We start from the raw sequence: 8,942 nt of genomic DNA, 5'->3' as shown, positions 1-8,942 counted from the left end.
TCGCTAACGCAAAAATCAGAGATATGAAACTCCAACAACAGAGTTGATGACGAAAGAGGGGGTGGGGTGATGCGGGGGGCGGGGTGACGAGAGGGAGAAAGGGCCGGGTGACGTTGATAGTGGCCGAGAGAAGAAGAAGCCAGCGCGACTGAGCGCCGGCGCTGTTGCGCCGCCCCGCAGCCTTGAGCGCGTTTCATGTGAGCATTGGCGAAGCCGAGCGCGGCGGAAACAACAAATAAGCAGCCGTGAGCGCAGCGAATGCACGCGAGATCAAAAATCGTCACCCCGGCTCGGGGGCCGGGGTGTCAATTTAGCTGATGAACTCAATCGTGGCTTATTGCAAAGTCCAGTTAAGGGGCAGAATGATCGTCAGGCGATCATCGGACAATTCAGCAGGAGGCTTTGGCAGGGGATTGACCCGGCCCATCAAACGTTCGATTTCCGAATCGAGGACATTATGGCCAGTGGGCTGAAGGATTTCATAGGATTGAATGGCGCCGGTGCGATCCATCACAACCTTCACCCGGGCCGAGCCTTCAAGCTGGCGCATCATGGCTGAGCGGGGATAAACCTGCTTTGAAGCTACGGTGCGTGCGATGGCGGTTTGCCAATCCGCAACACTGGCTGCTTTAACCACGCCAAAAGAGGCGGACAGGGCGGCTGTCGTCATTAATGCAACAGCGAGAGCTTTGCGTGCGAACATGTTTTTGCCTTTTGTGAACACGGGTTCAAATTCTGCGCGACATGACAATCGACCCATCTCTGCGCCCCGACCTTTTGCACCGCAACATATTAAGAGTTTGCCAAGAAATATCCCTAATATAACATTTATTTTCCGATAAAATTTGAACGATCACCGCTGCTCTGCAACTGGCATGAGGATCGCTGTCACTTTAGCCGCAGATCATCCGCAAAATAGGGATCTTCACTTTACCGTGGCCCCCGCTGTGGCCTTGCGCCTCAAAAATGCCGATCCACGCTTTCATCGCGGACAATCTTGTGTTACACTGTGCAAACGTTTGCTCGATAAGGGTTGGTCTATCAAAGGAATGCGCTGCTATGAATAAGCCGATGATCTATAATGCGCCACGCTTCACCGTGAAACAATATGATTGGGATCTGTTCAAAGGCCCAAGGGCTGGCGAAAAGGCTCAGGATTTCGCGCTCACAGCCCAGGATGGCAGCACGGTTCATCTATCGGATTTCAAGGGCAAATGGGTGGTTGTGGAAACCGGCTCTGCCACCTGCTCCATGTATACCAAAAATATTCCCGGCATGAAGGCATTGCGCGCTGAATTCCCGGATGTGGAATTCATTGTTGTTTATGTGCGCGAAGCCCATCCCGGCGAACGTTTGGGCCAGCATCAGTCTTTCGAGGACAAAAAGAAGGCGGCCAGCCTTCTCGCCCCCCGCTATGAAGAAGATCGTCCGGTTTATATCGATGCCTATGAGGGCGATATGCACAAGGCTTATGGTGGGATGCCCAATATCGTTTATGTGATCAATCCCGATGGAATCGTGCATTATCGCTGCAATTGGGCCACGGTGGATGGGGTGCGCGAAGCTTTGAGCGATCGCGAAAATCTTCATACCGTTGAAAATGCTGATATGCACAAGCTGAAAGCCAGCCGTGGCATGATGGTCGCCCTGCGCACCATGTGGACCGGCGGCTTTCTGGCTTTATGGGATTTCATCATTGCCACGCCCAAGCTGATGAAGCGGCACAAGCTGGTGGATGATTATTATAACAAGCATGGCAAATTCAGGAATTCCTGAGCCTCATGCCCATCATCACCGCAGAAAATAAAGAGGTTGCATCGCTTTTAGGGGTGCATCTTTACCACAGCCCTTTTTCCAATTGTTCCCAGCGCACGCGATTGGTGCTGGCGGAAAAGGGGATCGCCTGGGAAAGCCACGAAATCAACCTGATGGCATTCGAACATCTCACCCCTTTTTATCAGGGAATTCATCCCAAGGGGGTGGTGCCGGCGCTGGTTCATGATGGCGTGGTGATCGTAGAATCCCACGATATCATCCGCTATCTGGATGATCATTTTCCCGGCCCGAAACTGATGCCCGCATCCCATGATGAAGCGGCGCGGATCAGGCCCTGGATGGAATTGGGCGATGCATTGCAGATGAGCATCAAAAGCCTGACCTATGATCGCCTGTTCCGCGATAAATTTCCGCCCACTCAAGAAAAATACGCCTTTTATGCCGCCCATCAGCGCAATCCCGATCTGGTGGCTTTTTACCGTCGGTTTCTCGATGGCTTTGATCCCGATGATATCAGGCGCTATGACGAGGCGGTGGCGGATTTCCTCGCCCAAACCAACCGCCAATTAGGAAAAACCCCGTGGCTTGCGGGGGATGCCATCACCCTGGCCGATTTTTCCGCCGTGGTGAATGTGCATCGGGCCACCAAGCTGGGCCATGATCTGGCGGCCTATCCCGCCACCCTTGCATGGTATGAAACAATAGAGGCGCGGCCCAGCTTCCATCAGGCGATCACATCCTATGTGCCCTGATCCTCAATCCATGATGCTCAATCGATCAATTTGAGCAGATGCCGATCAAACAGACGCAACACCTGATCAAGATGATGGCCCCGCCGCAGCACCTGCCCTTCCATCCCCAAAACCAGCCATGCCCCTTGCCGATTGGCTCGGGCGGGGATTTTGATGATGCGATAGGCCGGTCGCTCGCTGGCCCGGCGAAAGATGGCAAATTCGGCCCGATCCCGCCCCGCATGAAGGCCATAATCGCGCCACAGCCCGGCGGCCACAAAGCGACCATAAAGATCGAGAATCCGCATCAATTCAGGGCGGGCAAACATCACCGCAGGCTGATGGCCCAGGATGGGAGGCCCATCTGAATTTTGTGTCACATGAAAATTCATCATCCCCTTCATTGTGCGTCCTGTACTGGGGCTTGGCAAGCACTCAGCCGCTGGTCCCGGCCCATTTGCTGCGCTGCGCCATAAAATAGTTTGCAGATCCCTGTCGCACAGGGTGCGTTCGTGAAATTGCTGCGCTATAAGATGCAGCATCAGATCCCGTCCACAGCCACGATTGTCTTATTTTATGTCCGATACAGATAAGCTTTATGAATCCGCCCTGCGTTATCATCGCATGTCGCCCCCCGGAAAACTCGCCATTGTCGCCACCAAGCCGCTGGTCACCCAGCGTGATCTGGCGCTGGCTTATTCCCCCGGCGTGGCAGCGGCCTGCAAGGCGATCATGGATGATCCCGATGAAGCCGCCAATCTCACCGCCCGGGGCAATCTGGTTGCGGTGATCAGCAATGGCTCGGCGGTTTTGGGTCTGGGCAATATCGGGCCGCTGGCCTCAAAGCCGGTGATGGAAGGCAAAGCCGTTCTGTTCAAGAAATTTGCCAATATCGATTGTTTCGATATCGAGGTGGATGCCAAAGACCCGGATCTGTTTTGCAAGGTGGTGGCCGCCCTTGGCCCCACCTTCGGGGCGATCAATCTTGAGGACATCAAGGCGCCTGAGTGCTTCATCATCGAAGAGCGCCTGCGCAAGGAAATGGATATCCCGGTTTTTCACGATGATCAGCATGGCACCGCCATCGTGGCCGGGGCGGCGATCTATAATGCCTTGAAGGTGGTGGGGAAAAAGATCGACGAGATCAGGCTGGTCTCCACCGGAGGCGGGGCGGCCAGCCTTGCCTGTCTTGATCTGCTGGTTTCGATGGGGCTGAAGCGCGAGAATGTCATTCTGTGCGATATCGAGGGCGTGGTTTATGAAGGCCGCAAGGAAGACATGAACCCCTATAAAAGCCGCTATGCCCGGCAAACCGATATGCGCACGCTGGATGATGCGATTGCCGATGCCGATGTGTTTCTGGGCCTTTCAGCACCCAAGGTTTTAACACCCGATATGGTGAAGAAAATGGGCAGCCAGCCGATCATCATGGCACTGGCCAATCCCGAGCCGGAAATCATGCCTGATCTGGCCCGCGAAGCCCGGCCTGATGCGATCATCGCCACCGGGCGTTCGGATTTCCCCAATCAGGTGAATAATGTTTTGTGCTATCCCTTCATCTTTCGCGGGGCTTTGGATGTGGGGGCCAGCGATATCAATGAAGCGATGAAGATCGCCGCCGTGAAGGCGATTGCCTCTTTGGCCGATAAGGAAGTCTCGGATGTGGTGGCCCGCGCCTATGAAGGCGAACCCTTGCGGCTGGGGCCGGATTATCTGATCCCCAAGCCCTTCGATTCCCGGCTGATGACCGAAGTGGCCCCTGCGGTGGCCAGAGCGGCGATGGAAAGCGGGGTGGCCCGCCGGCCCATCGAGGATTTCGATGCCTATCTCACTCAATTGAATACCTTTGTTTTCCGTTCGGGCAATTTGATGCAGCCGATTTTCGAGCGTGCCCGCAGCCATAAAAAGCGCCTGTTGCTGGCCGAAGGCGAGGAAGAGCGGGTTTTGCGTGCGGCCCAGGCCCTGCTCGATGAAAATCTGGGCGATATCACCCTTGTGGGGCGGCCTGCCGTGGTTGAAAGCCGGATCGAAAAGCTGGGCCTGCGGATGCGGGCCGACCGCGATTTCGAATTGGTCAATCCGCAAAATGATGCCCGCTATGGCGACTATTGGCGGGCTTACCATCTTTTGATGGAAAGGAAGGGCGTTTCCCCCGATGAAGCGCGCACGGTGATGCGCACCAATAATACCGCTATTGCCTCTTTGGCCTTAAAGCGTGGCGAGGCCGATGCCATGGTCTGCGGGTCTGTGGGGCGTTTTGACAGCCATCTTCATCATATCCTCGATATTGTGGGCTTGTCGGATGGGGTGAAGGCGGCATCCGCGCTCTCGGTTCTGATGCTGAGCAAGGGCACGTTCTTTTTATGCGATACCTTCATCACCAATGATCCCAGCGCCGAAGAAATCGCCGAAGTGACGATGCTGGCCGCCGATGAAGTGCGGCGCTTTGGTCTGGAGCCGAAAGTGGCCCTGCTCTCGCATTCCAATTTCGGCACGTCGAAATCTGCCAGTTCCGCCAAGATGCGCACGGCCCTGGCCCTGCTCCATGAAGCCGCCCCCGATCTGGAGGTGGAAGGCGAAATGCATGGCGATGCGGCCATTGATGAAGCCATTCGCGATCATATCTTTCCCCATTCCCGGCTCAATGGCATGGCCAATCTGCTGGTGATGCCCAATCTCGATTCGGCCAATATCGCCTATGAACTTTTGAAGGTTCTGGGCGATGGCCTGCCCATCGGCCCGCTGCTTCTGGGCACAAGAAAGCCGGCGCATATCGTCACCCCATCGGTGACCGCGCGGGGGCTGTTGAATATCGGCGCTCTGGCCCTTGTGGATGCCATTGATCCGCCGGAATTGCGCCGCTCTCTATCGATCGACTCCTTACAGGATTAAAGGGCCGCCTTTTCGATCAGGATGAAAGATCATGCATCCTGATCATTGACGGGCGTTTTTATCTGTGTATGATAAGGCAAACGTTTGCATGTACACACATCAACACAAGGCTGAGGGAAAATCATGAGCTCTGATGACCACAAGCATTCGCACGATAACAAAGCCCGCGATCATCAGCATGAACAGACCATGTTGAACAAGCCCCGGGCGGTTTCGGATCGTTTGGAAATTCTGCCTGATGACATCAATCCCCATCATGATTGGACGCGGTTGAATGCCCATGGCGTGATGAATGTGGATTTCGAGGAACGGGTCGATTTCCGGCGCCTGCATCGCTATCGCCTGTCCCGCGCCCGGCAGGCTTTGCGCAATTCCGAGCTTGGCGCCCTTTTGTGCTTTGATAACAACAATATCCGCTACATCACCTCGACTATGATCGGGGAATGGTCGCGGGATAAATTCTGCCGCTACACGGTGCTGACCGGCAATGGCGAACCGCATCTGTGGGATTTCGGCTCGGCAGCGGCGCATCACCGCATCTATGCCCCCTGGCTTCAGCCCGTTTGCTGTCATGCCGGGAATGTGGGCCTGCGCGGCACCATCCCCCCCGATCAGGGGCTGATCAAGCGGGCGGCGCAGGAAATTCATGATGTTCTGCGCGAACAGGGTGTGGCCGATATGCCCGTGGGTGTGGATGTGATCGAACCGCCGATGATGTTCGAGTTGCAAAGGCTGGGCCTTGATATTCGCGATGGCCAGCAGGTGATGCTTGATGCCCGGGAAATCAAAAGCCGGGATGAAATCATGCTGCTCAATACGGCGGCGGCGATGGTCGATGGGGTGTATCAGGATATCTATGAAAAGCTCAAACCCGGGGTGCGGGAATCCGATATCGTGGCCATGGCATCAAAGCGCCTGTTTGAAATGGGCTCCGATGATGTGGAGGCGATCAATGCGGTATCCGGCGAACGCTGCGCCCCGCATCCCCATAATTTCACCGATCGCATCATCCGCCCCGGCGATCAGGCCTTTTTCGATATCATTCAGGCCTATATGGGCTATCGCACCTGCTATTACCGCACCTTCAATGTGGGGATGGCAACACCCGCCCATCATGATGCCTATACCAAGGCGCGGGAATGGATGGATGAAGCCCTGAGCCGGGTGCGCCCCGGGGCCAGCACCGATCATATCGCGGCCGCTTTCCCCAAAGCGGAAGACTTCGGCTTCCCCAATGAGATGGAAGCCTTTGCCCTGCAATTTGGCCATGGGCTTGGTGTCGCCCTGCATGAACGGCCGATCATTTCGCGCCTTGTTTCCATGGATTATCCGATGGAAATCAAGGAAGGCATGGTGTTTGCGCTGGAAACCTATTGCCCGGCCAAGGATGGCTCGGGGGCGGCCCGGATCGAGGAAGAAGTGGTGGTCACCGCCAACGGCGCCAAGGTCATCACCCTGTTCCCGGCGCAGGAATTGCCCATCGCCAATCGCTATTGAAATACCGGATTTTCATCACAGACCAGCCCCGATCCAATGATCGGGGTCCATCACGAAAAGGATAAGATCCTTGGTAAAAAAACCCACGAGGAAAAATGACGATATTGGCGAGGACATCCGCCTTGCCCTTTATCGGACACAGCAGGAGGTGCGGCAGGTCGAAAAGCGCGCCTATGATCTTTTCCTGCAGAATATGATCAAAGGGACCAGCCATCTGTGCATCGGTCAGGAGGCCATCGCCGCCGGTTTTGGGGTGGCCATGAAGCCGGGCGACTGGAGCTTTTGCACCTATCGCGGCCATGGCCACACTCTGGCCCGGGGCGCTTCGATGACCGGTGTTCTGGGCGAATTGATGGGCCGTGAGTGCGGCCTTCTGGGCGGCAAGGGCGGCTCGATGCATCTCACCGATGTCACCAAGGGGGCGATGGGTTCCTATGCCATCATCGGTGCCCATCTGCCCATCGCCATGGGGGCTGCGTGGAAAGCCCAATATAAGAAAACCGGCGAGGTTTCGGTGTGTTTCTTTGGCGATGGCACCACCAATATCGGGGCCTTTCACGAAGCTGTCTCGATGTCGGCGGTGTGGAAACTGCCGGTGGTGTTTGTCTGCGAAAACAATCTTTATATGGAATATACCGCCATTGGCGATGTCACGCCTGTGGAAAATCCGGCGGCGGATCGGGCCTCGGCTTATGGCCTGCCTTCGATCATTGTTGATGGCAATGATGCCGATGCCGTTTATCGGGTGGCCCAGGAAGCCTTTGCCAAGGCCCGGGCGGGCGATGGCCCATCCCTGATCGAATGCAAAACCTATCGCCATCATGGCCATAGCCGCGCCGACCCGGGCAAATATCGCCCCGATGCCGAGGTCAAGGAATGGATCGCCAAAGACCCGATCCCCTTTTATCGCAAGCGGATGCTGGATTTCGGGATCAGCGAAGAGGCCATCAAGACAATTGAAGACGATGTGGCAAAGGCAGTGAATGCCGCCACGGAAGAATCCAAAAACGCACCGCCCCCATCCGAAGATGTGATCTTGAAGGATGTATGGGCTGACGGAGGCTGGGCATGGCGGAACTGACATATCGCGACGCGGTTGCACAAGGCATCGCGCAAGAAATGGAACGTGACGAGGATGTCGTGTTTCTGGGCGAGGACATCGGCGCTGCCGGTGGTGTTTTCAAGGCGACCGTTGGGCTTTTAGACCAATTCGGGCCGACGCGCGTGCGCGATACCCCGATTGCCGAACAGGCGATATTGGGCACCGCCATGGGGGCGGCGATGGTGGGCCTGAAGCCCATCGCGGAAATCATGTTTTCCGATTTTTTCGCGGTTTGCTGGGATATCGTGGCCAATGAAATTGCCAAAACCCGCTATATGACCAATGGGCAGGTGTCCTTGCCGCTGGTGATCCGCACCGCCAATGGCGGCGGCCTGCGTTTTGGTGCGCAACACAGCCAGAGCATCGAAAACTGGGCGATGATGATCCCCGGCCTGAAGGTGGTCGCCCCCTCATCACCCGCCGATGTGAAGGGCCTTTTGGCGGCCGCCATCCGCGATCCCGATCCGGTGATTTTCTTTGAACATAAAGCCCTTTATCCGGTGAAGGGCGAAGTGCCCGATGGCGAATATGTGGATAAGCTGGGCGAAGCCAAAGTTCTGGTCAATGGCGATGATCTGACCATCGTGGCGCTGGCCAATATGGTGCCGCGCGCGGTGGAAGCCGCCCAGCGCCTGAAGGACGAGCATGGCATTCATGCAACGGTGGTGGACCTGAGATCGCTGGTGCCTTTGGATACCCAAACCATCTTCCGCGAAGTCTCCAAAACCGGGCGTTTGTTCACGGTCGAGGAAAACCCGAGGCTGTGCGGATGGGGGGCGGAAATATCCAGCCTTGTGAGCGAAGAATTATTCTGGGATCTGGATGCGCCGATCACCCGCATCACCACACCGCATATTCCTTTGCCCGCCGCCGATCATCTGGAAGATCTGACCATCCCGAGCGTTGATCGGATCACGGATCGCATTCTCAAATCATTGGGGTAA

The 8,942-nt window shown here is 56.1% G+C and carries 9 protein-coding genes; 6 read left to right on the top strand and 3 right to left on the bottom strand.

Features of this window, described 5'->3' with window-relative positions; genetic code table 11:
• Positions 1 to 284 (bottom strand): hypothetical protein (locus QK300_RS12350; protein WP_281302318.1); only part of this gene is annotated, 284 nt, incomplete at its 3' end.
• A gap of 50 nt (positions 285 to 334) precedes the next feature.
• A complete protein-coding gene (locus QK300_RS12345) occupies positions 335 to 703 on the bottom strand; it encodes a TonB family protein (protein WP_052371243.1) in 369 nt (122 codons plus the stop codon).
• 356 nt (positions 704 to 1,059) lie between these two features.
• Here QK300_RS12345 and QK300_RS12340 point away from each other — a divergent pair, with 356 nt between their 5' ends.
• Both QK300_RS12340 and QK300_RS12335 read left to right on the top strand, forming a co-directional pair.
• Positions 1,060 to 1,776 carry a deiodinase-like protein gene (locus QK300_RS12340; RefSeq protein WP_281302011.1) on the top strand — a complete coding sequence of 239 codons (717 nt, stop codon included), beginning with the start codon at positions 1,060 to 1,062 and terminating at the stop codon, positions 1,774 to 1,776.
• A 5-nt stretch (positions 1,777 to 1,781) separates the two neighbouring features.
• A complete protein-coding gene (locus QK300_RS12335; RefSeq protein ID WP_281302012.1) occupies positions 1,782 to 2,528 on the top strand; it encodes a glutathione S-transferase family protein in 747 nt (248 codons plus the stop codon).
• A gap of 17 nt (positions 2,529 to 2,545) precedes the next feature.
• Here the strand turns inward: QK300_RS12335 and QK300_RS12330 are convergent, their stop codons facing one another.
• A complete protein-coding gene (locus QK300_RS12330; protein ID WP_348651894.1) occupies positions 2,546 to 2,836 on the bottom strand; it encodes a DUF2794 domain-containing protein in 291 nt (96 codons plus the stop codon).
• 247 nt (positions 2,837 to 3,083) lie between these two features.
• On the opposite strand from QK300_RS12330, the gene QK300_RS12325 reads away from it, so the two are divergent.
• From QK300_RS12325 to QK300_RS12310, 4 genes are all read left to right on the top strand, one after another.
• Entirely contained in the window at positions 3,084 to 5,399 is a 2,316-nt protein-coding gene (locus QK300_RS12325) for an NADP-dependent malic enzyme (protein ID WP_281302014.1), read from the top strand.
• Positions 5,400 to 5,588: 189 nt separating this feature from the next.
• A complete protein-coding gene (locus QK300_RS12320; RefSeq protein ID WP_042087544.1) occupies positions 5,589 to 6,896 on the top strand; it encodes a Xaa-Pro peptidase family protein in 1,308 nt (435 codons plus the stop codon).
• Positions 6,897 to 6,966: 70 nt separating this feature from the next.
• Positions 6,967 to 7,977, top strand: a complete 1,011-nt coding sequence (locus QK300_RS12315) for a thiamine pyrophosphate-dependent dehydrogenase E1 component subunit alpha (RefSeq protein ID WP_281302016.1) — start codon at positions 6,967 to 6,969, stop codon at positions 7,975 to 7,977.
• Entirely contained in the window at positions 7,965 to 8,942 is a 978-nt protein-coding gene (locus QK300_RS12310; RefSeq protein ID WP_281302017.1) for an alpha-ketoacid dehydrogenase subunit beta, read from the top strand. Before QK300_RS12315 ends, QK300_RS12310 begins: the two co-directional genes overlap by 13 nt.

The sequence above is a fragment of the Iodidimonas sp. MBR-22 genome, from assembly GCF_029946565.1.
Lineage (GTDB): Bacteria > Pseudomonadota > Alphaproteobacteria > Sphingomonadales > Rhodothalassiaceae > Iodidimonas > Iodidimonas nitroreducens.
The sequence above is the reverse complement of the archived record's forward strand: the minus strand, read 5'-3'. Positions and strand labels throughout refer to the sequence as shown.